This is a genomic window from Pedobacter alluvionis, assembly GCF_003664035.1.
Classification (GTDB): Bacteria; Bacteroidota; Bacteroidia; order Sphingobacteriales; family Sphingobacteriaceae; genus Pedobacter; species Pedobacter alluvionis.
The window spans coordinates 999913-1026537 of sequence record NZ_RCCK01000011.1 but is presented as its reverse complement, the minus strand read 5'-3'; the positions used below and the strand labels follow the sequence as shown (position 1 = coordinate 1026537).

General features: G+C 38.0%; 27 protein-coding genes. 16 read left to right on the top strand and 11 right to left on the bottom strand.

Going from position 1 to position 26625, the window contains the following annotated elements; all coding sequences use genetic code 11:
* The first annotated feature begins 5 nt into the window (after nucleotides 1–5).
* Entirely contained in the window at nucleotides 6–1526 is a 1521-nt protein-coding gene (locus BCL90_RS12175; RefSeq protein WP_121284237.1) for a rhomboid family intramembrane serine protease, read from the top strand.
* Between the two features lie 2 nt (nucleotides 1527–1528).
* On the opposite strand, the gene BCL90_RS12170 is transcribed toward BCL90_RS12175, so the two are convergent.
* Nucleotides 1529–2980, bottom strand: coding sequence for an alpha-L-fucosidase (locus BCL90_RS12170; RefSeq protein WP_121284236.1), 1452 nt, complete (start codon nucleotides 2978–2980; stop codon nucleotides 1529–1531).
* Between the two features lie 164 nt (nucleotides 2981–3144).
* On the opposite strand from BCL90_RS12170, the gene BCL90_RS12165 reads away from it, so the two are divergent.
* Complete coding sequence (locus tag BCL90_RS12165) at nucleotides 3145–3819, top strand: hypothetical protein (protein ID WP_121284235.1); 675 nt, start codon at nucleotides 3145–3147, stop codon at nucleotides 3817–3819.
* Between the two features lie 67 nt (nucleotides 3820–3886).
* Here the strand turns inward: BCL90_RS12165 and BCL90_RS12160 are convergent, their stop codons facing one another.
* Genes BCL90_RS12160 through BCL90_RS25715 form a run of 4 tightly spaced genes read right to left on the bottom strand, consistent with a single transcriptional unit; the run spans nucleotide 3887 to nucleotide 5554 of the window.
* Nucleotides 3887–4654 carry a ThuA domain-containing protein gene (locus tag BCL90_RS12160; RefSeq protein WP_121284234.1) on the bottom strand — a complete coding sequence of 256 codons (768 nt, stop codon included), beginning with the start codon at nucleotides 4652–4654 and terminating at the stop codon, nucleotides 3887–3889.
* A gap of 41 nt (nucleotides 4655–4695) precedes the next feature.
* Nucleotides 4696–5130, bottom strand: a complete 435-nt coding sequence (locus BCL90_RS12155) for a low molecular weight protein-tyrosine-phosphatase (protein ID WP_121284233.1) — start codon at nucleotides 5128–5130, stop codon at nucleotides 4696–4698.
* A gap of 2 nt (nucleotides 5131–5132) precedes the next feature.
* The gene (locus BCL90_RS12150; protein ID WP_121284232.1) at nucleotides 5133–5396 is read right to left on the bottom strand and encodes a hypothetical protein; all 264 of its coding nucleotides are present in this window, start codon (nucleotides 5394–5396) and stop codon (nucleotides 5133–5135) included.
* A gap of 5 nt (nucleotides 5397–5401) precedes the next feature.
* Nucleotides 5402–5554, bottom strand: a complete 153-nt coding sequence (locus tag BCL90_RS25715; protein WP_166792102.1) for a hypothetical protein — start codon at nucleotides 5552–5554, stop codon at nucleotides 5402–5404.
* Here BCL90_RS25715 and BCL90_RS26245 point away from each other — a divergent pair.
* Nucleotides 5545–5601: a sortase B protein-sorting domain-containing protein gene (locus BCL90_RS26245; protein WP_121284615.1), complete on the top strand. Its 57-nt coding sequence runs from the start codon at nucleotides 5545–5547 to the stop codon at nucleotides 5599–5601. The two genes, BCL90_RS25715 and BCL90_RS26245, sit on opposite strands and share 10 nt — an antisense overlap.
* Before the next feature lie 71 nt (nucleotides 5602–5672).
* Here BCL90_RS26245 and BCL90_RS12140 read toward each other — a convergent pair whose 3' ends face one another.
* From BCL90_RS12140 to fumC, 4 genes are all read right to left on the bottom strand, one after another.
* Entirely contained in the window at nucleotides 5673–6479 is an 807-nt protein-coding gene (locus BCL90_RS12140; protein WP_121284231.1) for a S1/P1 nuclease, read from the bottom strand.
* 2 nt (nucleotides 6480–6481) lie between these two features.
* Nucleotides 6482–6997 carry a fumarate hydratase gene (locus BCL90_RS12135; protein WP_121284230.1) on the bottom strand — a complete coding sequence of 172 codons (516 nt, stop codon included), beginning with the start codon at nucleotides 6995–6997 and terminating at the stop codon, nucleotides 6482–6484.
* Entirely contained in the window at nucleotides 6990–7268 is a 279-nt protein-coding gene (locus BCL90_RS12130) for a hypothetical protein (RefSeq protein ID WP_134380396.1), read from the bottom strand. The genes BCL90_RS12135 and BCL90_RS12130 overlap by 8 nt, the downstream gene beginning before the upstream one ends.
* A 209-nt stretch (nucleotides 7269–7477) precedes the next feature.
* On the bottom strand, nucleotides 7478–8875 hold the full coding sequence (gene fumC, locus BCL90_RS12125) for a class II fumarate hydratase (protein ID WP_121284228.1): 1398 nt from the start codon (nucleotides 8873–8875) through the stop codon (nucleotides 7478–7480).
* Between the two features lie 187 nt (nucleotides 8876–9062).
* Here fumC and rsgA point away from each other — a divergent pair, with 187 nt between their 5' ends.
* The 13 genes from rsgA (at nucleotide 9063) to BCL90_RS12060 (ending at nucleotide 25270) form a co-directional block, all read left to right on the top strand.
* Nucleotides 9063–9983, top strand: a complete 921-nt coding sequence (rsgA, locus tag BCL90_RS12120) for a ribosome small subunit-dependent GTPase A (protein WP_121284227.1) — start codon at nucleotides 9063–9065, stop codon at nucleotides 9981–9983.
* Between the two features lie 203 nt (nucleotides 9984–10186).
* Nucleotides 10187–11140 (top strand): Smr/MutS family protein, encoded by a 954-nt coding sequence (locus BCL90_RS12115; protein WP_121284226.1) that lies wholly within the window; start codon nucleotides 10187–10189, stop codon nucleotides 11138–11140.
* Nucleotides 11141–11353: 213 nt separating this feature from the next.
* Nucleotides 11354–11653, top strand: a complete 300-nt coding sequence (locus BCL90_RS12110; RefSeq protein ID WP_121284225.1) for a hypothetical protein — start codon at nucleotides 11354–11356, stop codon at nucleotides 11651–11653.
* Nucleotides 11654–11793: 140 nt separating this feature from the next.
* Entirely contained in the window at nucleotides 11794–15270 is a 3477-nt protein-coding gene (locus tag BCL90_RS26315; RefSeq protein ID WP_121284224.1) for a preprotein translocase subunit SecA, read from the top strand.
* A 225-nt stretch (nucleotides 15271–15495) separates the two neighbouring features.
* A complete protein-coding gene (locus BCL90_RS12100; RefSeq protein WP_121284223.1) occupies nucleotides 15496–15873 on the top strand; it encodes a PEGA domain-containing protein in 378 nt (125 codons plus the stop codon).
* Nucleotides 15874–16522: 649 nt separating this feature from the next.
* Nucleotides 16523–16966, top strand: coding sequence for an SPOR domain-containing protein (locus tag BCL90_RS12095; RefSeq protein ID WP_121284614.1), 444 nt, complete (start codon nucleotides 16523–16525; stop codon nucleotides 16964–16966).
* Nucleotides 16953–18137 carry a M20 metallopeptidase family protein gene (locus tag BCL90_RS12090; RefSeq protein WP_121284222.1) on the top strand — a complete coding sequence of 395 codons (1185 nt, stop codon included), beginning with the start codon at nucleotides 16953–16955 and terminating at the stop codon, nucleotides 18135–18137. The genes BCL90_RS12095 and BCL90_RS12090 overlap by 14 nt, the downstream gene beginning before the upstream one ends.
* A 119-nt stretch (nucleotides 18138–18256) precedes the next feature.
* Nucleotides 18257–19198 carry a hypothetical protein gene (locus BCL90_RS12085; protein ID WP_121284221.1) on the top strand — a complete coding sequence of 314 codons (942 nt, stop codon included), beginning with the start codon at nucleotides 18257–18259 and terminating at the stop codon, nucleotides 19196–19198.
* Between the two features lie 59 nt (nucleotides 19199–19257).
* The gene (locus tag BCL90_RS12080) at nucleotides 19258–20826 is read left to right on the top strand and encodes a serine hydrolase (RefSeq protein WP_121284220.1); all 1569 of its coding nucleotides are present in this window, start codon (nucleotides 19258–19260) and stop codon (nucleotides 20824–20826) included.
* An 18-nt stretch (nucleotides 20827–20844) separates the two neighbouring features.
* Entirely contained in the window at nucleotides 20845–21504 is a 660-nt protein-coding gene (locus BCL90_RS12075; protein WP_121284219.1) for an SGNH/GDSL hydrolase family protein, read from the top strand.
* Nucleotides 21505–21650: 146 nt separating this feature from the next.
* On the top strand, nucleotides 21651–23630 hold the full coding sequence (dnaG, locus tag BCL90_RS12070; RefSeq protein ID WP_121284218.1) for a DNA primase: 1980 nt from the start codon (nucleotides 21651–21653) through the stop codon (nucleotides 23628–23630).
* Nucleotides 23631–23844: 214 nt separating this feature from the next.
* Nucleotides 23845–24210, top strand: a complete 366-nt coding sequence (locus BCL90_RS12065; RefSeq protein WP_121284217.1) for a YraN family protein — start codon at nucleotides 23845–23847, stop codon at nucleotides 24208–24210.
* A complete protein-coding gene (locus BCL90_RS12060) occupies nucleotides 24188–25270 on the top strand; it encodes a glutaminyl-peptide cyclotransferase (RefSeq protein WP_121284216.1) in 1083 nt (360 codons plus the stop codon). The genes BCL90_RS12065 and BCL90_RS12060 overlap by 23 nt, the downstream gene beginning before the upstream one ends.
* Nucleotides 25271–25359: 89 nt before the next feature.
* Here BCL90_RS12060 and BCL90_RS12055 read toward each other — a convergent pair whose 3' ends face one another.
* Together BCL90_RS12055 and BCL90_RS12050 are read right to left on the bottom strand one after the other, a co-directional pair.
* Entirely contained in the window at nucleotides 25360–25890 is a 531-nt protein-coding gene (locus BCL90_RS12055; protein WP_121284215.1) for a DUF4251 domain-containing protein, read from the bottom strand.
* 97 nt (nucleotides 25891–25987) lie between these two features.
* On the bottom strand, nucleotides 25988–26620 hold the full coding sequence (locus BCL90_RS12050) for a prealbumin-like fold domain-containing protein (protein WP_121284214.1): 633 nt from the start codon (nucleotides 26618–26620) through the stop codon (nucleotides 25988–25990).
* Nucleotides 26621–26625: the final 5 nt, after the last annotated feature.

The window sequence follows — 26625 nt, the reverse complement described above, 5'->3', positions numbered from 1 at the left end:
GCGCTATGTCAATCAGTTGGGGTTACTCGCCTAAAATTGAAAAATTTATTCCGTTGGCCGATTTTCCGGCAGACAAATATTTAATCGTAGCTAAGCAGGCTATTGAAAATTTAGGCTGGAGCCTTAGTCATGTTTCTGAGAGCGGGCTAATTGCTTACACGCCAATATCTTTCCAGTCGTATAGTGAAGAAGTTTCTGTACGTATCCACGGGAATTTCGCTGTAGTAAAGAGTGAGTGCGTAGGTATTCAGATGTGGTTTAACGATTATGGGAAAAACGATTTAAATCTCGAAAAATTTTTCCATGAATTTGAATATGTCCAGTACCATTTGCAAAATATCTGGGATGAAAGTTTAGCCACATTCCATGCTTTAATTGCTACTCAGGATGACACTTATTTTGACAAAGCGCCATTAACCGCTAAGAATAAAATTAAAAATATTCTATATCTTTTTTTTCCTCAAAAGGGATATTTAGTTACCCCGATTCTGATAATTTTAAATGTACTTTATTATGGCTTTACGCTGCTGTTTATTGCTGCTGTGCTTAAACTGAGGGCCCAAAATTCTCTTATTCCTGAGGTAATTACCAATGCCTACTTAAACATTGGAGCAAATAACCGCGAGTTGGTATTAGAAGGGCAATACTGGCGGTTAATTACCCATCAATTTGTTCATTTAGGTTTGTCGCATCTGTTTTTTAACCTATATGCTTTGGTTTATATCGGTTTAATGGTTGAGCATAAACTCGGGTCGCTTAAATTTTTGATTACCTATTTACTTAGCGGAGTATGCGGTGGTTTGGTGAGTCTCATCTTTCATAAATATGGTTTTATGGCTGGAGCATCAGGTGCTATTATGGGTGTTTTTGGCGCTTTTATGGCTTTAATCCTAAGTAAAGCTTTCGAGAAAAATGCCAACAAGTCCTTATTGATCAGTACCATTCTGGTTACGGCTATTATGCTTTTAAATGGTATAAACGGCAAAGTAGATAATAGCGCTCATATTGGTGGGCTAATTTCTGGATTTGTAATATGTTACGTGCTTTTTAATGAAAAACTTTGGAGATGGAAAATAACCACCAATTGGCAATACGGTTTAACGGGCATTATTGTGCTGATATTTTCGGCCACTGTTTTGATTTTTACACCTAACTATCAAAATAGAAAATTCTACAAATTACAGTTCCAATTTGAGCAGAATGCATTTGATTTTAATAAGGTTTATTCTATTCCTTACGATTTATCGAAAGCAGAAAAAGTAAAAACAATTGAGCAATACGGCATACGGCTTTGGCAGAAAAACAAACAGATTGTTGCCGAAATGAATAAACTCAATTTAGAAGAAAAAGAAAGTTACCGAAGAGATTTTGATGGTAAAATAACCAATCTGGCCATCAAAATCTCTTCGCTTTTACGTAAAGAATATCTCGAAGAATCTTCGAAATACCGTTATGAAATAGAACAGCTTACGAATGAAGTTAATATTATTCGGGGCGAAGCAGGTTCTAGTGAGTATAAATGGTAACGCTAAGCTGATTTTCTGTATAGCCCAATCTCGCTTAAAGTAACGCAAACAGGCGATTTAATAATGTTTATTTTTACTTTATTGGTAGTAACAGGGCTATCCAATTTAATTAGGCGTTTCGCACCAATGCTTGTGCCATTGTAAACGTTTTTCCAGGCATTATTTTCAAATATTTCAATAGTATAAGCCTCTATTCGCTGACCTAAAGGAATGTATTCCTGTAGACTAATGATATCAAAGGTTGTCGCTGCCTTTAAATCCAGTTCTAAACTTGCCTGATGGGTATCGTCCTGCGTGGCCCAGTAGCTCGCTTTTTTACCATCAAGCAGCTTGGCAACATCATACTTTTTGCCTCTGCTATTGCTCGCTTTAATCGATGCATTTTTCGCCAGGTTATTCTCGAAAGTATGTTTAACCATGTCGCCAAAAGTTTTCAAAGCAGTTACATCATCATCATGAAGTTGTCCACGGGTGTCAGGTGCTAAACCCAAATCTAAACCTGCCCCACGGCCAACACTTTTTAAATACAGATCGAATAACGTTTCCGGGGTTTTTGGCTTTTCGTTAGCATGGTAGAACCATCCTTTTCTTAAAGGAACATCGCATTCTGCCGGCATCCAAAATTTACCATTTCTAATTCCTTCGGGGCTTTGCGGATAATTTGCCTGTCCGGGTACTGCTACACTTTTCCCATCGGGTGCCATTGGTGTAAAGGTTGCCCAGGAAGTTGGTGCAGCATGCCCGTCTTCATTGCCTACCCAGCGGATATCTAAACCAATATCGCTAAAAATATTTGCCATGGGCTGCATTTTGCGCGTAATAGCCCAGGTGTTGTTCCAATCATAATAGGTGGTATTGTCTATAGAACGTTTTTCTTTAGCACCACCATAGTAACCGTCGCCACCGTTAGCACCATCGTGCCAGCTCATAAAAAGTTCCCCAAAATTGCTGTAAAGCTCTTTTAATTGTGCCTGATAAATGGGCAGATACTTATCTGTCCCATAGCTTGCATTATTTCTGTCCCATGGCGAACAATAAACCCCAAACTTTAAACCGTTTTTGCGTACCGCCTGTTCTATTTCTTTAACTAGATTCCCTTTTTCCCCTCTGAACGGGCTTTTACTGATATTGTATTCTGTAGTTTTAGTTGGCCATAAGGCAAAGCCATCATGGTGTTTGGCTACTAAAATTATCCCTTTCAAACCACCTGCTTTAGCGGCTTTAATTATCTGGTCGGCATTAAAATCTGTCGGGTTAAATGTTTTAGGATCAGCATCACCAAAACCCCATTCTTTATTTTCGAAAGTAGTTGGTGTAAAATGAATTAAGCCATAAACTTCGATATCATGCCAGGCCAACTGCCTTTTTGAAGGCAATGCACCATAAGGTTGGGGCGGTGTTTGTGCGTATATAGCTGTCGATAGAAGAAAAAAAAGGATCAATAATGGTTTCATAATTATATAGCTTAGATAAAACTAAAGTACAAATAATTAATCTTGGTAAGATAAACGTTAACCCATATTTAACCTCTTGAAAAATGTAAGTGCAAGATTATTTTTACATCTTGATCGTTACATAGATCCATGAAACATTTAATTTCTCCTTACGTTATTTATTCATGAGCGCTTTTACCCAGAACCCTCCAGACGGTGGCACAATGTACACTGAAACCAATTTGAGCCAGTTATTTCCAGAGCCTTTTAATACCATAACAAGTTGTTTTTTCCTGGCTATAGCGGTGTATTGGACGATTAAACTTTGGGGTAATTTTAAACAACACACTTTTTTAAGTATTGCGTTGCTGCTGCTTTATATTGGTGGGATTGGAGGTACCACTTATCACGGCTTAAGGCGCTGGCCAATCTTTATCATGATGGATTGGATGCCGATTATGCTTTTATGCCTTTCAGCAGGTGTCTACTTTCTTTCCAAACTAACCAAATGGTATTTTGCCGTTTTAATTGTAGCGGTTTATGCTTTCTTTCAGTTTTATGTGCGGCGACTCTTTAGCAATGGCGATTTTCAGATTTTTATCAATATTAATTATGCTTTTATGGCCGCGCTGGTTTTATTTCCGGTGTTTGGTTACTTAATTAAAACAGACTGGAAAAATGGCAAATGGGTTGGGTTTGCCCTAATTGCTTTCATATTTGCTTTAACTTTCCGAATAGCAGATAAGTGGGATATATTAAGTATCGGCACGCATTTTTTATGGCATACTTTCGGGGCTGTGGCTTCTTTCTGTATGCTGAATTATATTTATTTGGTCAACCAGAAAAAGAATAAGTCTTAAAATATCGTTTTATTATTAAGATAGATTGGGCTTGCTGGTTAATTATTTCAGCAAGCGCAACCTATTTTTAGAATTTCGAATGGGCTTTACTGTAATCTAATTTCTTTTGGCCGCCTATTGCGTATTCAATACCTCCCCATAAATGGTTCTGAAATTTATCATCAGCCCAGCCTTCTTTAGTATGGCCCATACAGGTGTAGAAAGCTCTTCCACCGTCAAAATTGTGGTACCAGCTAAAAGGATGGAAATCGCCATTTTTACCACCAGTATACGATTTCTCGTCTAAATTAATCAGCACTTTAATATCCGGGTTGATATTTTTAAAATTATACAGTTCATCTTTTCTCATCCATATCGAATCGGTAAGGAATTTGGTTGAAGGGTGTTTTTTGTCTTTGATGATAAATCTGGCTTCCTGAACAGCGGGGTGACTTATAAAATAAGCGCCAACCAATTTACCATACCAAGGCCAATCGTACTCCGTATCCGTTGCTGCATGGATACCCACATAGCCTCCTCCGGCCTGGATATATCTTTCGAAAGCTACCTGTTGTTTATTGTCCAATACATCGCCTGTAGTGTTTAAGAAAATAACAGTGGCATATTTTTTAAGGTTATCTTCTGTAAAAACATCGGCATTTTCGGTGGTATCTACTTCAAAATGATGTTCGGTACCTAATTTTTGGATCACTTCTTTTCCGGTTTCAATAGAGTTATGCCTAAAGCCCTTGGTTTTGGAGAAAACTAAAACTTTTGCCGATTTCTTTGCTATGGTATAGCTTTGAAATAAAATTACTGTTGCAACTAATAAACATAAGGGCAGGTACTTTTTCATTTTTTTTTAACTTGGTTAGTGATGGATAATGTGCCTTAAATTTAAGAAAGTTGTTTGATAATTTCTCTACATCTTTCTTCAACCTGCTTGCAAACGGGGCTAAAGAGGGTATTATCCCAATATGGGTCTGTAACTTCGCCGTTATCAAGGAAAAGTTTAACCTTTTTTCGTTCCTCATCGGTTTTAGCGAGACTTTGTACGTCAGCTAAATTATTCCGGTCCATAACCAAAATAAGATCATACCTGACAAACATTAAGTGGTTAAATTGTTGCGCCCGTTGTTTGCTGATATCGTAACCCAATGCCCTGGCAGCAGAAATACTTCTATGGTCAGGTGCTTTGCCAATATGCCAATTGCCCGTTCCTGCCGAAGCGATTTCCCAGTTTAAGTTTTGTTCATCTGCCAGATGGCGCATGATGCCTTCAGCCAGTGGCGAACGGCAGATATTACCAAGGCAAACCATTAAAATTTTCAATATTATTTGGATTTATATACAAAAACAAATGTATAAATAATTCCTCCTTGTAGTGGGGTAGAAGTGGTTTGGGTAAGTTTATCTCCACTTAATATTAATGGCGATTGTGGCGCATAAGATAAAAATATCTGATCACCATCTCTTCTCCAGGTTTTAATGCTTGTATCAGTTTTCAAATCACAAAGCGCTCCGTTGGATCCTGAAGTATATGTGCCATCTTTAGAAAAAGAGATAATGGAATTACTTACACAACTGCTTGGTCCCATCAGTTCTATATAGTGGTGCTCGTTTTTTTGCTAATAGTCATTGCCGGGCTAACCGTAACCGATTCGATGCGCCAGTCTTTTTTTGTTAATGTTTTGTCGAGGTCTTTTTTGCAGCCTAAGGCTAAACAAACAGTTAAAATAAGTATTAATTTTTTCATGGCTTATAATTGGCTCTGGTTTATATCTGATTAAACGGGTTTTATAGTTAATATGCTACACAGGCAAAAAAAATGCCCCAAGCTTGTTAGCATTGGGGCACCAAAGAATATATAAATGTTAACCGTAAATATCATTTAACATTTTAGCCAAACGCACACCACCTTTTAGTAACTGCTCATTAAGGGTATCCACCCAGTCAAAATTATAACGATAGCTTAATTTCGAATCTGGTTTTGTATTTGCGTAAATTTTGTTGCAGATACCGTACGATTCATAAATACAATCTCTAAGACTTGTATTTTGCCAGTTGCTTAACTGAATAGCCGATGGGTGATTAATTGCCTTAGCATATTCTGTATAACTTAATTGTTGATATTCTATAAGCTGTTCATCCCAAACCCTGTGAATATTTGATTTTTCATTGAACCACAATACCGAAATGCGGTTACCGCCCAAATCATCTTTACGGGCAACATGCATAGGTTGGCATAAATCTCCTGCCAGGTGAACCAGCATGCGCAAAGCCAGTTTTTTTTCAGTTGCCGAGCTGCTTGTTTTCTTTAATATGGCAATTAGGTCAGGAATTTTGTTGTAAAGGTTAGGCGATTTTTCAGTTTCTAAAAAGTTGTAAACGCCATCTTTGTTCAGTCCTGCCGGAAGATTAACAAAATGCCAGTTGTACATATAATTATAAGTAGAATCTGATTTAATGAAATCGCCCCAATTGGCGCTCATGGCCAAAGTTTCGTAACCTAAAATACTTTGAATAGCCTTGCGTGTTTTCGCCTTTAAATAACTATCGGCAATTTCGCCAACAACACGATGACCGATGGTACCCCATGCATTTGCCCGGATAGGTAAATAGGCTAAAAACCCCACTGCTAAAGCAAGGATTAATTTTTGTTTAATTGATGTTAAAATCATTTTTATAATTCTTTTGGTATGCAGGTAATTTTTTCTTTAAGTGTTAGTTTAATTTCACGCTGATCGCTTAAACTTTCTAAAATTAAGGTATCTGCAGATTTTTTGTTGATCAGGAAGTTTTTTTCGTAGCGACCGATGCGGTAACATCCCGATATTTTTTGTTTATAATTAGCGTGTGTAAAGGTTGCGCCTATAAATAATGTATCGCCTTTAACCACATAAACACCTTTGGCATATTCTTTCCAAATGCCATTGTTATAACAAGAATCTTCGTAAAAATTTACTTTGCTATGGGTAACCATATCAATATAAACCGAATCGCAGGTGAACTTGAAATGGTGTTGTGTGTAATTGCTCAATTTATTACTAAAAGCGACTGAATCTTCATTCCAAACACCTTGCATAAACTCTTCGCCTTTGCCCTGTACATTAGGCCGCGGACTACAAGCTATATTTAAGATGGATAATGTAAAAAGGAAAATATAACAAAGCCTTAATCCTAATTGCGGTTTAATCATGGTTATAATCGGTGCTTTTAGGGAAGTGATTGTGGACTACTGCCTGTTTTTTAACGGTATTGATAACCAGAATTAAAAGACCTGCTGCAAAACAAAGGCTGGCTATAAAACTGATAATGCCCACAATAGAATAGTATTTTGAAACTTCAGTATAAGCTAAATTTTGCCCGGCCATTAGTAACGGCATTAAAAAAGCATAAAATATAGTAATGAACAGACCAATACCCGATCCAATGGTCATTAAAATGGCTTCAACTGAAGATTTTTTCATTAAAAAAAAACAGCAGGTTCCAAATACAACACAAGGTGAAATGATGGATGTCAAGCTTAAAAGGTCAGAAAGTACTGAGTTCATATTACCTGTGTTTTTTTAATTAACCGTATTGTAAAGTCGGAACGTCATGCTGAATTTATTTCAGCATCTTGAGTACTGAAAGGATCCTGAAATAAATTCAGCATGACGACCATTACGTAATTAACTTATTTTAAGCTGCCAACCATGTCTTCCGGGCGTACCCACTCATCAAACTGTTCGTTGGTCAACAGGCCCAGCTCTACAGCGGCTGCTTTTAAAGTTTTATTTTCTTTGTGTGCTTTCTTCGCAATTTTAGCTGCATTTTCGTAACCCACATGCGGATTTAAAGCCGTAACCAACATCAAAGAATTTTGTAAATGTTTCTCAATTTCTGGCAAATTAGCGGTAATTCCTTCCGCACATTTATCAGTGAATGAAACGCAGGCATCACCAATTAAACGTGCCGACTGCAAAACATTAGCCGCAATAAGCGGTTTAAATACATTAAGTTCAAAATGGCCAGACATGCCGCCCACTGAAACTGCAACATCGTTACCGATTACCTGTGCACAAACCATCGTTAAAGCTTCTGGTTGTGTAGGGTTAACTTTACCAGGCATAATTGAAGATCCTGGTTCGTTATCAGGAATTACAATTTCACCAATGCCACAACGTGGGCCAGAACTTAACATTCTCACATCGTTAGCTATCTTCATTAAAGCAACTGCAGTACGTTTTAATGCACCAGAAAGTTCTACCATAGCATCGTGTGCAGCCAGCGCTTCAAATTTATTTGGAGCCGTAACAAAAGGTAAACCAGTTAAATCTGCAATTTTTTTAGCCACTAAAACATCGTACCCTTTTGGCGTATTTAAGCCTGTGCCAACAGCAGTTCCGCCCAAAGCCAGCTCAGCCACCATAACCAAAGCATTTTTAATTGCCCGGATGCTATTATCAATCTGTTGTACATAACCAGAAAATTCCTGCCCTAGGGTAAGTGGAGTAGCATCCATAAAGTGTGTACGACCGGTTTTAACAATCGTACTAAATTCTTCCACTTTTTGAGCTAAGGTGTTTCTTAGTTTTTCTAAACCTGGAATGGTATTTTCTACCGTAAGTTTATAAGCTGCAATGTGCATTGCCGTTGGGTAAGTATCGTTTGATGATTGTGATTTATTAACATCATCATTAGGGTGAAGTACTTTTTTATCGTCAGCTAATGAGCCACCGTTTATTACATGAGCACGGTTTGCAATCACCTCATTGCCATTCATGTTACTTTGTGTACCTGAACCCGTTTGCCAGATTACCAAGGGAAACTGATCATCCAATTGACCAGCAATAATCTCATCACAGGCTTTAGCAATTAAATCGGCTTTTTCTGCAGATAATACACCCAGTTCGGTATTGGCAAGCGCTGCTGCTTTTTTCAGGTATCCAAAAGCGTGGATAATTTCTTTTGGCATCGAGCCTTCCGGACCGATTTTAAAGTTATTGCGTGAGCGTTCGGTTTGTGCACCCCAGTATTTGTCGGCTGGTACCTGCACCTCGCCCATGGTATCGTGTTCTATTCTGAAACTCATTATATTTTTGATTTTTGTTGTCGCAAATTTAGGTTTTTTGCCTTTTAAAGCGTTGTATTTATGTAAGATATTTGGTAGATAACAAAGAATATAGTTAAAAGTGCTTGTTCTTTTTGCCTGTACGCAAACTTTTATCCGCCAAGGCCACTTCTACCAATGAAATCATATTCATACCTTTACCGCAAATATGCAGGGATTAGTTATTAAATCTACAGGGAGCTGGTATAGTGTTTTGGCCGATAATGGTGAACGCTATGATTGCCGGATTGTAGGCAAATTCAGGATTAAAGGACTTAAAACCACCAATCCGATTGCGGTTGGCGACAGGGTAAAATTTGATCTGGAACGGGATAGCAACCAGGGTTTGATCAACGAAATGCTGCCGCGTAAAAACTATATTATCCGCAAATCGATCAACCTGAGTAAACAGGCGCAAATATTGGCTGCCAATTTGGATATGGCCATGCTGGTGGTTACATTAGCCTCGCCCCGTACCTCCTTAGGTTTTATCGATCGTTTTTTGGTTACTGCAGAAGCCTATGATGTTCCAGCTGTATTGGTATTTAATAAACTAGATCTGTTTAGTAAAGATGGGTTGGAAATTCTGCAGGAGTTTAAAGATATCTACGAAAATATCGGTTATGCCTGCTATGAAGTTTCGGCTTTAAAAGGCATTAACATTCCGGTTATCCAGGAATTGATTACTGATAAAATTACCCTGATATCAGGTCACTCAGGAGTGGGAAAATCAAGTCTGATCAATGCTTTAATGCCCGATCGCGATTTAAGAACAGGTGAAGTTTCAGACTGGAGCGATAAGGGCCAGCATACCACCACTTTTGCCGAAATGTTCGAACTGCCGCAGGGAGGTTTTATTGTAGATTCTCCAGGCATCAGAGAACTGGGTGTAATCGATATCGAAAAAGAAGAACTGGGACATTTTTTTCGAGAAATCTTCAAAACCTCGCACGATTGCCGCTTTAATAATTGCAAACATGTTAACGAACCGGGCTGTGCTGTTATTGAAGCCGTAAATGAAGGTGAAATTGCAGTTTCGAGATACGAAAGTTACCTGAGTATTTATCATGGTAACGATACAAGGCATTAATTGAGTTAGAAGTCGACGGTCTGGAGTCCGAAGATATGATGTGCGATACTACATCTCATGATTGAATCAATGAATTAGATTGAAAACCCCTGCCAAAAAGCTGAAAGACCAAAGGAGTAAATAGCTTCATGCACGACATTTTAATACAAACTGCTTAAAAATCTTTGTGTACTTTGTGCCTTTGTGGTTAAAAAATAATAGAAATGAAATTTAAACTGGGAGATTTTGTGCGTTTTGTTGATGAAAAACGTGAGGGTTATGTAACCAAGATTATCGATAGCCAAACTTTGGGTGTTACAGATGAAGATGGTTTTGAGATTCCTGTTGCGGTAAGTAATTTAACTTCTGTACACGGTCATGGTGTGGTAGCCGAAGAGTTAGATGCTCCTAAGCCTATTCAGGTAAATATTCCCAGCGTTAGTAAAATCGAAAATGGCATTTATGTTGCCGTTGCTACCGATGATAAGGCTGGTAATGTAGTGCATTTTCACCTACAAAACCATTCGTCGAATATTTTATTGGTCAGCCTAACAACCGAACGTAAAGAAAAATATGCTGGTGCTTTTCATGGGGTAATCGAATCCTATGCCTCAACATTAGTTTATTCTGCATCATTGGCTGATCTTGATCTTTGGCCGGAATTTAACTTTCAGGTTTTGGTATTTAGCAAAGCTGATGTGAAACCTATTAATCCATTGGTGATCCGTAAGAAGTTTAGGGCAAAAGATTTTAGTACTGAACAAAAGGAGTTGCCTCAACTAAAAAATAAAGGCTGGTTCATCCGGTTGGATGACCTTGCTCCGGTAACTATCGATCCAAAGAAATTAAAGGAAAGTTTTTTCAGATCATCGGAAGAGAAAAAAACAGTTGAAGCTCCTCAAAAAGAAATTGATCTGCACATCGAAAAACTGAGGGACGATCATCATTTTTTAGAAGCTGATGAAATGTTGCAGATCCAGATCAATCATTTTCAAACGGCGATGGATGCTGCGGTTGTGCATCATTTCGATAAAATTGTATTCATTCACGGTTCGGGAAATGGTACCTTAAGAGATAAAATCCATAAACTGATCAGCAAAAATCCACATGTAAAAACTTATATGGATGCCAGGAAAGAAAAATTTGGTTATGGCGCCACTGAAGTAGTGTTTAAATAATATTCAGTTGTCATCCTGAATGCAATGAAGGATCTCTATTGTGTTGGAAGCATTACTAAGTTAGGCAATGATTTTAGTGTACTGGTTAAGGTTATGATATTCCTAAGTAAAGGATTCTTCACTGCTTTCTGAATGACAGGAAGATTGAGGTACACTTTTTGCTAAGCTGTAATTTCTTTTTATAAAAGATTAAAACTAGCTTTGCCGCTATTAATGAAACACCTCGTTACCATATCACTTGTATTTTTTAGCTTAACACATTTGGCAAAAGCCGAACGCGTTGAAGGGCTAAGGATATTAAATGAATATTGTAATGAGCATAATATCAGCGTAAACGCTGCAGGTAAAAGCTCGGTTCAACTAAACGAAGACCGTAACCCTTATTTGTTATCCTATACCAGGCTTGCTTTAATTGGAACGCAGGCTCCGGTAAAAGTTGCAAAATATGTAAGCGTAAATCAGGTAATTGCCGATTTAACAATCAGGAAGAAACCGAAGAATAACAGTCCCTAGTTATCATTTCCTCAAAAAAATCTTTTTACAAGATTTAAGCCCCCTTTTATACCAATAACTGCCAAACTGACTTAAGAAAGACAATGGCTTGGTTGTTGAAACACACCATTTTTTTAATAATAAATACGATTTAAAATATAATGTTAGGATTTTTAGCGAAGATTTTCGGAAGTAAATCAGAAAGAGATATAAAGGCTATTCAGCCATTGGTTGTCAAAATTAACGAGCAATACAGTAAGCTGTCTGTACTAAGCAATGATGAGTTACGTGGTAAAACCGTAGCGTTTAAAAGCAGGATTTCTGATTTCTTAACCGAGATTGATGGAAAAATTGCAGCTTTAAAAGCTGATGCAGAAAGTGAAAGTTTAGATCTTCACGAAAAAACGGCTATTTACGATCAGGTTGATGCCTTAGGTAAAGACCGCGATGCGGAGTTGGAAAAAGTGCTTTTGGAAATCCTTCCTGAAGCTTTTGCTGTAATTAAAGAAACTTCACGCCGTTTAAGCGAAAACGATTATTTAGAGGTTACCGCAACCCAGTTTGACAGAGATTATGCTGCAAGAAAAAACAATGTTAAAATTGTTGGCGATAAAGCACAATGGGCAAATAAATGGGATGCTGCCGGAACGGAAGTAGCTTGGAACATGGTACACTACGATGTACAGTTAATTGGTGGTATTGTATTACACAGTGGTAAAATTGCCGAAATGGCTACTGGTGAGGGTAAAACCCTGGTAAGTACATTGCCGGCTTATTTAAATGCATTGGCCGGACAAGGTGTGCACATTGTAACGGTGAATGATTACCTGGCCCGTCGTGATAGTGAGTGGAATGGTCCATTATTCGAATTCCATGGTTTAAGTGTTGATTGTATTGATAAACACGAGCCAAACTCTGAAGAAAGACGAAAAGCTTATGCCGCAGATATTACTTACGGAACCAATAACGAGTTCGGTTTTGATTACCTGCGTGACAATATGTCGCAGACACCAGATCAATTGGTGCAGCGCAAGCAGCACTTCGCTATGGTGGATGAGGTCGATTCAGTTTTGATTGATGATGCCCGTACACCTTTAATTATTTCTGGTCCGATTCCACGTGGTGATGAACATGAGTTTTATGAGTTGAAACCACGCATTGAGCGTTTGGTTAATGCACAAAAAGCGTATGTAACCCAGGCATTAAACGAGGCGAAGAAATTAATCAATGCTGGTAACAGTGGAACTGAAGAAGGCGAAGGTGGTTTAGCTTTATTACGTGCTTACCGTGGTTTGCCAAAAAATAAAGCTTTAATTAAGTTTTTAAGTGAAAGTGGTGTTCGTGGTTTGTTATTAAAAACCGAAAACCACTATATGGCAGATCAATCTAAGAATATGCCTAAGGTAGATTCTGAATTGTATTTCTATATTGATGAGAAAAACAACCAGGTTGAGTTAACTGAAAAAGGTATTGAGCTGATTACCCAATCGGGAGAAGATCCACATTTCTTTGTATTGCCTGATGTAGGTACTGAAGTTGCCGAATTAGAAAAATCTGATCTGCCTTTAGAAGAAAAAGTGGTTCAAAAAGATGCTTTAATGCGCGATTATTCAGTAAAAGCAGAACGTATCCACTCGGTAAACCAATTATTAAAAGCTTATACCTTGTTCGAAATTGATGTAGAGTACATCATCGACGAAGGAAAAATCAAAATTGTTGATGAGCAAACGGGCCGTATTATGGATGGCCGCCGTTACTCTGATGGTTTGCACCAGGCAATTGAGGCTAAAGAAAATGTAAAGGTTGAAGATGCTACCCAAACGTATGCAACCGTAACCCTGCAGAACTATTTCCGTATGTACCACAAACTTTGCGGTATGACGGGTACTGCAACAACGGAAGCTGGCGAGTTTTGGTCGATCTATAAATTGGATGTGGTAGAAATCCCTACCAACAGAAATATTTCGAGGATTGATGAGCAGGATTACGTTTACCGTACCGTTCGCGAAAAATATAATGCTGTTGCTGAAGAGATACAATACCTGGTTTTCCCATATTCTCATTACGAGACTGAGTATGAAACCGATAAAGAGGGTAATGTAAAACAGAAAGATGGCAAGCCGGTTGTTAAATATGACCAAACAGGTAGAGCTGTACCTAAATTGGATGCTAAAGGTGCGTTAATTCCTGCGGTTAATCCTGAAACGGGGCAACTTGAGCCAAAAGCAGGTCGTCCGGTATTGGTGGGTACCACTTCTGTAGAGATTTCAGAGTTATTAAGCCGTATGCTTAAACTCCGTGGAATTAAACACAATGTATTAAATGCGAAAATGCACCAGAAAGAGGCTGATATTGTTGCCGAAGCTGGTCAGGCAGGTACCGTAACTATCGCAACCAACATGGCTGGTCGTGGTACCGATATTAAATTGGGTGCAGGTGTTAAAGAAGCTGGTGGTTTAGCCATTGTAGGTACTGAGCGTCACGAATCCCGTCGTGTTGACAGGCAGTTACGTGGTCGTGCAGGTCGTCAGGGCGATCCGGGTTCATCTCAGTTCTTCGTTTCATTAGAAGATAATTTAATGCGTTTATTTGGTTCAGAGCGTATTTCTGGTATCATGGTGCGCATGGGTATTGAGGATGGGGAGGTGATTCAACACTCTATGATTACCAAATCTATCGAGCGTGCGCAGAAAAAAGTAGAAGAAAACAACTTTGGTATCCGTAAACGTTTATTGGAGTACGATGATGTGATGAACTCACAGCGTACAGTAATTTATGCTAAACGTAAAAACGCTTTATTTGGCGAACGTTTAGATGTGGATATGAACAACATGGTTTTCGATGTTGCTGAAGATATTGTAAGCGAATATAAACAAGAAGCAAATTATGATGGTTTCAAGCTGGAAGTCATTAAAAACTTCTCTTTAGATACTGAAATTACCGAAAAAGAATTCTCTTCAACCAATATCCCGCAGTTAACTGAAAAGTTATTTGAAGAAGCAGAAGCATTTTATGCACGTAAATCAGAAGCCATTATTCAACAATCGTTACCGGTGTTAACCCAGGTGTACGAAGAGCGCGGAGAGCATATTGAACAGATTGTGGTGCCGTTTACAGATGGGATCCGTGGTATCCAGGTTGCTGTTGACTTAAAGAAAGCAATCGATAACAAAGGTAAAGAGGTCGTTCGTTCATTCGAAAAAACCATTGTTTTGGCCTTGATCGATGATAGCTGGAAAGAACATTTACGCGAAATGGACGATTTGAAACAATCGGTACAAAACGCAGTTTATGAGCAAAAGGATCCATTGGTAATTTATAAAATGGAAGCTTTCAACTTATTTAAAAACATGCTTAATGCAGTAAATAAAGAAGTAGTAAGTTTCTTATATAAAGGCGGTATCCCGGTTCAGCAGGAGCCAGACCAGGTGAGAGAGGCACCAGCTCCGGTAAAACAACCGAAGTTGCAGACTACTAAACAGGAATTTGGTAGAGAAGAACCCGGTATCGAATTTGGCGATACACGTGAAGCTGTTCCACAACAGCCAATCCGTAAGGAAGCAACTGTTGGCAGAAACGAACCTTGCCCTTGCGGTAGCGGTAAAAAATTCAAAAATTGCCACGGCGCGAATTTATAATCAATACATATAATAGCTTATTGAGCCCCGACAAAAAAAGTCGGGGCTTTTTTTTAAACTAAATTTTTAATTCTCAAATTAACACTTATATTTAGGGACGGTCAATTTGAAATTGTTTGGCAATTTCTTACTGGCTAATAAACTTAAAAATGGAGTCCGGAAACCATAAAAAACGGGGCGTAACTGAAAAGCCATAAGAGTAAGAACACACACAAACACACACAAATGAAAAGAATTTTTAACATTGCCGCTGTTTCAGCGACATTGCTGCTATCGAGCTGCGCCACTATTTTTACGGGCACGAAACAAACCGTTCAAATCAATTCTAATCCTCCAGCCGCTACTATCGAGGTAGATGGGGTTAAAGCAGGGGTAACACCTATGGCTATACCCTTAAAAAAAGGATTTACCGGACAAACGATCACATTGAAACTTGATGGTTACGAAACCAAAATATTTCAACCCCAAACCGCATTTAATGCCGTATCTGTAGTGAATTTCTTGTTTATTCCAGGGTTTATTATTGATGCCGCTACAGGTGCAATGATGAAGTATGATCCAAAAGTTTATGAATTTACTTTGGAACCTAAAAAGTCGAATTAATCATAACTTACTTAAAAATAATGCTAAAAACCCAGGTTTCTAAAAGGAATCTGGGTTTTTGTATTTTGTCATCACATAGATTAATCGTCATTTCGACTGAAGCATGCCGATTTTTCATCGGCAGCGGAATGGAGAAATCTTTGAATTAACATTAAGAGCCTGTTTAAATTTTTATAACAAATATAAATGGCCTTTTGCTGTCACACTGAGGGATAATTTTTTCATAAAATCAATATTAAAGACATATCTTTTTGGCAAATGGTAGGCTGCGCGAGATCGCCATTCCCAACTAGATTGGGAATCGTAATGCAAGTGCTTTAAGATTCCCGCCTGCGCGGGAATGACGGCCGTGCTAATGGATTCTGTCTAGGTAGCGTAGTCGATTGCTTTATTATGCTCTTCTACTAAGCTCAGACTGACATGCGGAATAAATATTATTTAATTTTTAAACAGACTCTAACTATTAAAAGATTTCTCGACTTCACTACGTTTCGCTCGAAATGACGAACCGAAAAAACCCCAAAATAATAACTATTTGCTTAACCCATAAAGAATGCCGATTTTTGCAACGATTTCGGCATTCTTGTTGTTAAGAAGAAATGAGATGATATTTTAATCGTCTATTCACTAAATGCTGGGGTTTTTAAACATGAAAACAATACTACCTTTTATATGCTGTTTGTTTCTTTTTACCAATGCTTTTGCGCAAAAGGGAGAGGTAACCGTTATAAAAGATCCTTTAATTGATAGTTTAATTGCCAAACGGTTGCAGGTTTATAAAACTTCAGGTGAGGTAAAGCCTGGTAAACCGATTGTTTCTGGCTATGGTTACCGTGTACAGATTTTTTATGGATCAGACCGGCGTGAAGTTTTTAATCAGCAGGCACGTTTCAAAGGATTATACCCTCAGTTAAATACCTATCTCACTTATAAAGAGCCTAACTATTACGTTCGGGTGGGTGATTTCAGAAGCCGTTTAGAGGCGCAGCGCCTTATCAACGAACTCAGACCAACTTTCCCTACACTGTTTATTTTTAGGGAAAAAATAAATGCACCAACTTTAGATACCACAACAACCAATGATCAAAAATAAAGTACAGGAACTGGCCGCTCACATTTTTAACGATGTAGTAGGTTATCGTCAACATATTCATGCCAATCCGGAATTATCTTTCAAAGAATTTGAAACATCATTGTTCATTAAGGATAAGTTAAAGAAATGGGGAATTGAATATACCGACTGTGCCAATACAGGTGTGGTAGGTTTAATTACAGGTAATCAGCCATCTGATAAAGTTATTGCCTTACGTGCCGATATGGATGCACTGCCTATCCACGAAGCAAACGATAAACCTTATCGTTCCAAAAATCATGGCGTAATGCATGCCTGCGGACATGATGTGCATACTTCTTCACTTTTAGGAACAGCATATATTTTAAACCAGCTGAAAGATGATTTCGGTGGGACCATTAAACTGATTTTTCAACCCGCAGAAGAACTTTTGCCAGGTGGAGCAAGCATCATGATCAAAGAAGGTGTACTTGAAAATCCAAAACCAAATCATATTGTTGGTCAGCATGTAATGCCATTGATTGATGCCGGTAAAGTGGGTTTCCGCTCGGGTATTTATATGGCTTCAACAGACGAACTTTATGTTACCGTAACCGGGAAAGGTGGTCATGGAGCGCAACCGCACCAAAATATCGATCCGGTTGTAATCGCTTCACATATCATTATTGCTTTGCAACAGGTGGTGAGCCGTAATGCTGATCCACGTATTCCATCAGTGCTGTCTTTTGGTAAAGTAATTGCCAACGGTGCAACCAACATTATTCCTAATGAAGTAAAAATTGAAGGAACATTCAGAACTTTGGATGAAGAATGGAGAGATGAAGCGCACAAACGCATGAAAAAAATGGCCGAAGGCATTGCCGAAAGCATGGGTGGAAGCTGCGATTTTGATATTCACAGAGGATATCCATTTTTAATCAACGAAGAAAAACTAACGGCAAATGCAAGAGCCTTTGCTGAAGAATTTTTGGGTAAAGAAAACGTAGTCGATTTAGATATCTGGATGGCTGCTGAAGATTTTTCTTTCTACTCGCAGGTAACAGATGCCTGTTTTTATCGTTTAGGTACAGGGAACGCAGCAAAAGACACACAATATTCAGTACATACACCGAGATTTGATGTGGATGAGGATGCTTTGAAAATATCAACCGGATTAATGGCTTATATTGCTTTAAAACAACTAGGGAATTAGGATGGAAGATGTAAATAGGTAAGATGGATGATGGGGAGTTCAGGTTCCATCATCTATCTTCAATCATCCGTTTTACATTTTCCATCTCACATTTTCCATTTTACCTTTTACATTTATCCATGAAAAAAATATTGCTGTTTTTACTGTTAATCCCGCTCTTTTATAAAGGTTTTGCTCAGGAAATCAACCGTTTTAATCCGGATACCATTAAAACCATTGTTCTCGATTCAGCTGTAAATATTAAGGCCGAAAAGTTGAATGTAGAAACATTTATCAGAAAGGTAATGTATGATACTTCCTTTTATCAGTCGTTTAGGGATATGAAACGTTATACTTTTATTGCCGAAAACAGGATTTACAGTTACGATAAAAAGAACAAGGTTGATGGAAAAATTTATCGCAAAATCCGCCATAATAATAGTGGCCCCTATAAAATGGAGTATTTGGTAAAACAGGATACGGGAAAAATTTATAAGAAAAACGGAAAATACCAGTTGTATACCGTAGAAATGTTCGATTACATTTTTATGAATGCTTATAATACTGATTTTGTACCCAATGCACCTAAGCCTGATGGAAAAGGAGGAACAAATGAAAGTTATAAAGACAAGCTGAAAACCTTGATTTTTAATCCAGGCAGACCTGTAAAAGTGCCTTTTATCGGCAGTAAAACTGAAATATTTTCGGCCAATATGCGGCAGTATTATGATTATGGCTTCACTAGTGGTACTTATCTCGATTCTATCCCAGTATATCGATTCAAAGTTTCGGTTAAGCCTGATTTGAGCAGCTGGACAAAAGATGGCATCATGATCAAAGAACTGGTTACCATTTTTGATAAACGGAATTTTAATATTCTTGGCCGTTATGTCGACATGAAATACAGCAATATGTTGTTTGATTTTGATGTGCAGATGAATATAGAAATGGGTTATTTCGGAGAGGATAAATTACCAACCAAAATAACCTATCAGGGTAACTGGGATTACCCTTTTAAAAAAGAAGAAAGGGCAAGTTTTTTAATCGTACATAAAGATTATAAACTCGAAAAGGGCAAATAAGGATTCAACTATCGCCTAAAAGATTTATTATCTTTAAACGATTATTTAAACCGATTAATATGCAACTTTTTTCTTCTGTAAAATTCAAAATATCCATTGCTTTATTGCTGTTTTTGGGTATCCATCTGCAGGCACAGGTGCTTTCTTCAAAACAGATCGATAGCGTGGTCGAAAAAACGTTAAATACCTTTAATGTTCCCGGAATTGCGGTTTCTGTAATCAAAGATGGTAAAATTATTCATTTAAAAGGTTACGGCGTTAGCTCAATCAAAACCAATAAAAATGTTGATGAAAATACCCTTTTTGGCGTTGCATCAAACACAAAAGCTTTTACCGCGGCAGCTTTAGGTATGCTGGTTGATGAAAAGAAAATTACTTGGGATACTAAAGTTACCGATGTAATTCCTGAGTTTAAAATGTACGATGCATACGTCACCAGCGAATTTACCATCCGCGATCTGCTTACACACCGCAGCGGTTTAGGTTTGGGTGCAGGCGATTTAATGATCTGGCCCGATTCATCAACCGTAAACAAAAAGCAGCTCATTCACAATTTGCGGTACTTAAAACCGGTTTCCTCTTTCCGTACCAAATATGATTACGATAACCTGATGTATATTGTTGCCGGAGAAGTGGTAGCAAGGGTTTCTGGAACTACTTACGAAGATTTTATCGAAGGAAGAATTATTAAACCATTAGGCATGACTAAAACTGCTGCTTCATGGTACCGTTTAAAAGATAAATCGAATGTAATTGATGGGCACGCACCTTACGAAGGCAAACTGCTACCCGTAGGCTTAAGCTTTGGCGAAATTGCCAATGCAGCGGGAGGAATTTACTCAAACGTTACCGATATGAGTAAATGGGTAATGGCAATGATCAACGGTGGTAAATATGGTGAAACCCTTGATAAAAAGTTATTCAGCCCTGCAGTGGCAAGAGAACTCTGGGCCCCGCAAACCATAATTGCAGGCGGTAATCCGGCTGCTTTTAGCAGTTACGGTTTAGGCTGGTTTTTGAGTAATGTTAATGGTAATTTTCAGGCAACACATACCGGTGGTTTATCAGGTATTGTAACGCAGGTAACCATTCTTCCAGAACTGAAACTGGGGATCATCGTGTTAACCAATCAGCAGTCTGGAGCAGCATTTAATGCCATTACCAATTCGATCAAGGATGGTTATTTAGGAATCAAAGGTCAGGATAGGATTAAAACCTACAACGATAATAGATTAAGAAACGAAAAACAAGCTGATGAGATGGTCGCCAAAGTTTGGAGTGATATTGCTGCTCAACAAAAATTATCGACTTCGAAACCTGATGCTAAAAATTACTATGGCACTTTCCGCGATTCGTGGTTTGGCGAAGTAACCATTAGTGAAGTAAACGGTAAAATGCATTTTCAAGCTAAAAATGCACCAAAACTGAGAGGTGATATGATTTACTACAAGGGAAATACATTTATTGTAAAATGGTACGACAGAAGTTTGGATGCTGATGCCTTTGTTAACTTCAGTTTAGATAACAATGCCCTGGCCGATGGTTTTAAAATCGAGGCCATTTCTCCATTAACCGATTTCAGTTTCGATTTTCAGGACCTGGATTTTAAAAAGACCGATAAAAAGTAACCTAACCAATTATACACGATGAAAAAAGTAATAAAAACGAGTATTTTACTAAGCTTTTGCTTAATTGCATTAACATCAATGACATTTAAACCAAAACGAATTATCTTTTTCGGCGATTCGATTACCCAACAGGGTGTTTCTAAAAATGGATATATAACCCTAATCAAAAAATCACTCGATTCTACAAAATACGACGTAATTGGTGCAGGTATAGGTGGCAATAAGGTTTATGATCTTTATCTGCGTTTAGAAGATGATGTGCTGAACAAGAAACCTGATTTAGTGGTGATTTATGTAGGTATTAATGATGTTTGGCATAAACAATCATCTCATACGGGAACCGATTATGATAAATATTTAAAGTTCTATCAGGCTTTGATCAATAAAATCCAGGGTGTGGGCAGTAAAGTGGTATTGGTTACCCCATCAGTTGTTGGTGAGAAAAAAGATGGCACCAATGAGTTAGATGCCGATTTGAATAAATATGCTGAAGGAATTAGAATACTGGCTGCAAAAAACAATCTTCCGGTATGCGATTTAAGAAAGATTTTCGCCGAATACGAAGCAAAAAATAATCCTGAAGATAAAGAAAAAGGCATTTTAACCGTTGATAGAGTACACCTGAACGAAACCGGTAATAAATTGGTGGCTGATCAGTTATTGCCTTTGGTGAAGTAGAAAGATATTCGTCATTGCGAACTGAAGAAGGGAATGTGAAGTGGAGCGAAGCAATCTTTCCTGTTTGGCGATAAACAATTGAAAATAAATAATAGCAAAAAAGATTGCTTCGTCGTGCCTCCTCGCAATGACGGACAATAATAAGTATGATAAACCGCGAAACGATAGATAAGATAATGGATACCGCCCGTATTGAGGAGGTAGTTGGGGATTTTGTGCACTTAAAAAAACGCGGAACCAGTTTAATTGGTAATTGCCCTTTCCATGGCGAAAAAACACCTTCCTTTCACGTATCTGTAACTAAAGGCATATATAAATGCTTTGGTTGTGGTAAAGGGGGCGATTCGGTGCGCTTTATTATGGATCATGAAAAATATTCATATCCGGAAGCACTTAAATTTTTAGCCAATAAATACAATATAGAAGTTGAGGAAGCTGAACTCAGTCCACAGGATGCCGAAGCACAAAGTGCAAAAGAAAGCCTTTATGTAGTTTCGCAGTATGCTGCTGCATTTTTTGTGAAGCAGCTCTGGGAAACAGACGAGGGCAGGGGCATAGGCCTCAGCTATTTTAAAGAACGTGGTTTTAGAGAAGACATCCTAAAAAAATTCGAGGTTGGTTATTCTCCTGATGTGTGGGATGCGATGACGCAAAGCGCAACCAACGCCGGTCATAAATTAGAGTTTTTAGAAGCTACCGGATTATCCATTAAAAACGATAATGGTAAAATTTACGATCGCTTTCGCGGTCGCGTCATGTTTCCTATCCACAACTTTACTGGCCGGATTATAGGCTTTGGAGGCAGAACGCTAAAAACGGATAAAAACGTTCCAAAATATGTAAACTCGCCTGAAAGCGAAATTTACCACAAGTCGAACGTGCTTTATGGCTTATTTCATGCCAAAAAAGCCATCCGCGATCTGGATAACTGTTACCTGGCCGAAGGTTATGCAGATGTGCTTTCGGTACATCAGGCAGGAATAGAAAACGTAGTAGCTTCATCAGGTACTTCGTTAACAGTAGAGCAGATTAAACTGATTGGCCGTTTTACCCAGAACATTACCATTTTGTTTGATGGCGATGCTGCGGGTATCAAAGCCTCACTCCGTGGTCTGGATATGATTTTGGAAGAAGGACTGAACGTTAAAATCGTTTCTTTCCCCGATGGCCATGATCCGGATTCTTATATGCACCATGTGGGTGCCGGGGCCTTTAAAACCTATCTTGAGGAGAATAGAAAAGATTTTATTTTATACAAGGCGAATGTGCTGCTTAAAGATGCCGGGAATGATCCAATCAAAAGAGCAGGTATTATCCGCGATATTGTAGAAAGTATTGCTAAAATTCCAGATCCTATCAAAGCTTCGGTTTTTATCCGTGAGTGTAGCAGTTTGCTCGAAATTGATGAGCATATCTTACTGAGCGAATTAAATAAAATGCGTTCGGTCAAGCTTAAAAAAAGCTTTGATAATAACCAGCGTGCAACGCCTTCTTCAAGTCCGAAACAATATTCTTCGGGTGCGCCAGAACCGCTTGGTCCGCCAGATGATTTATGGGATGACAGCGCAGGTCCTATGGGCCATGAGCAGCCTGTAGAAGATAATGAGCATCAGGAAAAGGAAATTGTCCGTTTATTACTGGCTTTTGGGCACGAATTTGTAAACTGGGATAAAATTGATGACATGTACATTGGCTCATTCATCATGCAGAACCTGAGCGATGTGGAATTTGATGATCCACTTTGCAAAAGAATTATCGATTATTATAAATCAGAAATCGACAACGGCAGATTGCCCACGTCGAACCACTTTGTTAAACATGAGGATAGGGATATTGCTGATCTGGCCATTACACTTTCAACTTCAGAATATGCATTGAGTGAAAACTGGTTAAATAAACATCTTATCTATGTTAAAGACGAATCAATGAATTTAAAAGCGACTATTTTAGGTGGTATTTTTCACCTCAAAAAACGTAAAGTCGAAAAAATATTGACGAACCTGTTGAAAGAAATTAAAGAGGAAAAGAACGAGGATAATCAAATGATTTTAATGCAGCGTTATGGCGTGATTAAAGGTGTAGAGAGAGAGATCTCTAAATTTCTGGGTTCTGTTATTGTTAAGTAATTAATTGCCAGCAATGTTTAATGAAAATGATCGCTTAGTTTTATAGATGACTTTACTTCATACATTAAATAATAGTATCGTCACCCTGAATTTATTTCAGGGTCTTTATAGTAGGAAAGATGCTGAAATAAATTCAGCATGACGATCGACTAGAATGAGAAGCTAAATATCATTATAGTGAAAATATTAATCAAGCTCTAGTATTTAATCATATATGGCACTTCATAACGATTTAGGTAAAGAAGGCGAAAAAATTGCCAAACAATATCTCGAAGATCAGGGTTATGAGGTTTTAGATGAAAACTGGACACATGGCAAAGCCGAGGTTGATTTAATCGTATATAAAAACGGCATTATGGTTTTTGTAGAGGTTAAATCCCGGAGCTCAGTCGCTTTTGGCGAGCCAGAAGAATTTGTACATAAAGCAAAACAAATTCAGATGGAATTGGCCGCTAATGCTTATATTGAAATCATGAATCATCAAAATGATATCCGTTTTGATATTATTGCGATTATCTTTACAAAAAATAAAAATTATAAATTAAACCATATAGAAGATGCGTTTTGGCCTGAAGACTAACTCCATTAAAAATTTTATATTTATCGGAATTGCACTTGCATTCGTGAGTTCTTGTAAAGACAGTTCTACCACGACTTATCGCAGCTTCATTTCGCCGATGACTGGCCTTAATGTGCCATCGGGAAACGAATTTGATGTGAAGGTACAGTTTGGTGCTGAACCAAAAGTAGATTCTGTAGTTTACCTGATCGATACTGTTAAATTGGTTTCAAAAACCGATACTTCGTCCGTGAAACTTAAAACCGAGGGTTTAAAATTGGGCAATCACCTGATAACTGCAAAAATATTTGGAGATGGGAAGTCAGAGGAGTTAACTTCAAATATTAATGTGCTAGCGGCCCAGGCGCCAGTTGAGTATACTTATAAAGTGATTAAGACCTTGCCTCACGATACCTCTTCGTACGTAGAAGGTTTAGAATACCATGACGGCTTTTTCTACGAAAGTGCCGGCGATTATGGCCATTCGAGTTTGCGTAAAGTAGAACCATCAACAGGTAAAATCCTTCAGAAAGCAGATTTGGATAAGCAATATTTTGGTGAGGGCATCACGGTAATTGGCAATAAAATTATTCAGTTAACTTATCGTGAAAAAGTAGGCTTTGTTTATGATAAGGCTACTTTTAAGAAATTATCGGAGTTTTCTTATACTACAGGCAGAGAAGGATGGGGCCTGGCTTTTGATGGAGAGAAAGTATTAAATACCGATGGTTCTAACACGATCTTTTTTCTGAATAAGGATACCTATCAGAAAATTGGTTCGATTGATGTTTTCGATAATAAGGGCCCGATTCAAAATCTGAATGAACTCGAAGTTATTGATGGTAAAATTTATGCAAACGTATATACAACCAATGAAATCATGATCATCAATCCAGAAACTGGGGCTGTTGAAAGCAAGATTGATTTATCTGGATTGTTGCCTGCTGATTACTTTAAAACCGAAGATGAAAAGGCCAATAATGTATTAAATGGAATTGCTTATGATAAGGCAGGTAAAAGGCTTTTTGTAGCCGGTAAAAAATGGCCACATATTTTTCAGATAGAGTTGGTTAAGAAATAATTTAATTATCGATATGTCACATTGAGCTTGTCGAAATGCCTTAATATGAATTTAAAGAGGTCCTTCGACAGGCTCAGGATGACAAGCCCCTAATCCTGTTTCTTCGGCTCGTCTAAATAACCATTAAAAATGATGGGTTGTTTATTCATACTACTAGCGGTTAGCGAAGCGTAACCATTGGTAGAGATATTAATGGTAAACCGATAATTTTCTCGTGTTACATCCTTTGTATTAATCTGGATAATATAGGTTCCTTTTTTATTTTTAGATTCAGTATAGGTGAAATTTTTTGAAGTAAATTTAATGCCGCCTTGTGTCGGATCCATCGGAGCCGAAAAAGATCTTCCAAAATAAGGCAGATAAGCAACAATACTGTCTTTAGTAACCTTCACATCGTATTGCGATCCCGATAGGTTTATTGAAGAGCCTCCCTGACTGCCTGGCATCATTGCCAATACTCTATTAACATCATTGTTAGACATCGGTACGGCTGTGTTGGCAATAAAAGTATAATTTTTATCCGCAACGATTTTCACTGTAGTTTCTTTATCGGTTTGGGCAAAAGAATGAAATCCTATCGAAAGAAATGCCAGGCTCAATATTAAATTTAAATGTTTCATAATGTGTGTTTTAAATGTGTGATAATTTAAAGATGCACAGATTTGAAAGATTCCATAATAGTGCCAAAAAATGAAAGGTAGCGTGAATTTATCAATTTTAGTTTTTATGTAAAGGATTTACCTTTTCAGAATAACTCGATTTATATAATGGATTATCTTTCTCAGTTGCCGAAGCGCCTATTGCGGTGAATTTATAGGTGCCAACAGGCAGGTTGTTCAGTTCTATTTCGCCGTTTTCGTCGGTAATTAAAGTGATTAAACTGCCGCCAGGATTTTTACCGCCTTTAACAATTATTCCCCCGATTGGCGAGCCTGCTACCCGCGATTTGGGATTAGTGGAAGGTACTGAAATGATAAATTTATAATTCCCGATGCTGGTATTATTAAATTCTATTTCTCCATTTTGGTTGGTCACAAGTGTAAAGGTATTGCTCTCCAGGTTTTTGCCGCCTTTAACTACAATGCCACCTATTGGTTGCCCGGCCACAAAACTTACCTCGCCTGTGGTTACATCCAGCTTGCCTTTAATGGATTTCATAATGCAAGGGAAATGCGATTCCGGGTAATTTAATTTACAATAATCACAGTAATGCCCCTCTGGAGCCTGAGTTCTTAAGGATTGCGTATTTGTTTCTTTAGTTTCTGCTAATGTACTGGTTCTTTTAACCTGAGCCTGGATGGTGAATGAAATGCATAGCAGAAATGCTGCTATAATAGCTCGTTCTTTCATAATAT